Genomic DNA, 878 nt, shown 5'->3' on the forward strand with positions numbered 1-878 from the left:
GCGCGAGCGTGCCCGGCGCGGGCAGCTCGCCCGCGATCGTGTCGAGCGCGCCGTGCCGCTTGGTGCGCCCCGGCGCAGGCAGGCAGCGCAGCAGCCCGACCGTGTACGGATGGCGCGCGTGCTCGAACACGTCGCGCGTCGCGCCTTCTTCGACGAGACGCCCCGCGTAAAGCACGCCGACGCGCTCGCACATGCGCCCGATCACGCCTAGGTCGTGGCTGATCAGCAGCACGGCCATGCCGAGTTCCGCGCGCAGTTGCGCGACCAGCGCGAGCACTTCGGCTTCGACGGTGGCGTCGAGGCCCGTGGTGGGTTCGTCGAGAATCAGCAGCGAGGGATTCGAGGCGAGCGCCATCGCGATCACCACGCGCTGCTGCATGCCGCCCGAGAGCTGATGCGGCCAGCTCGCCATCACGCGCGCCGGGTCGGCGATGCGCACGCGTTCGAGCATGGCGTGCGAGCGCGCGAGCGCCGCGGCGCGATCGATGTCGTCGTCGGCGGCCTCGAAGGCTTCGCTCAACTGGCGCGCGATGGTCAGCGACGGATTGAGCGCGCTCGCCGGATCCTGATAGACCATCGACACCTTGTGCGCGCGCAACGCGCGCAGACCTTCGCGGTCGAGCGTGAGCACGTCCTCGCCCGCGATGGCGATGCGTCCCGCCTTCACGCGGCCGTTGTGCGCGAGATAGCGCAGCGCCGCGAGCGCGACCGTCGACTTGCCGCAGCCCGATTCGCCGACGAGACCATACGCTTCGCCGCGCTTGATGCGCAGCGAGACGTCGGTGAGCACGTCGCGGTCCTTGCCGCGCACGCGGTACGCGACGGTGAGGCCGACGAGCGCGAGCGCGTCGTCGGCGCGCGGCGCGGTGAACGTGGCG

1 protein-coding gene is annotated in these 878 nt (G+C 71.9%); it reads right to left on the minus strand.

Translation table 11 applies throughout. From position 1 onward, the window contains the following. Nucleotides 1–878 (minus strand): ABC transporter ATP-binding protein (locus tag G3N97_RS39090; protein ID WP_205998037.1); only part of this gene is annotated, 878 nt, incomplete at both ends.

This window comes from Paraburkholderia sp. Ac-20347 (assembly GCF_017104805.1).
GTDB lineage: Bacteria > Pseudomonadota > Gammaproteobacteria > Burkholderiales > Burkholderiaceae > Paraburkholderia > Paraburkholderia tropica.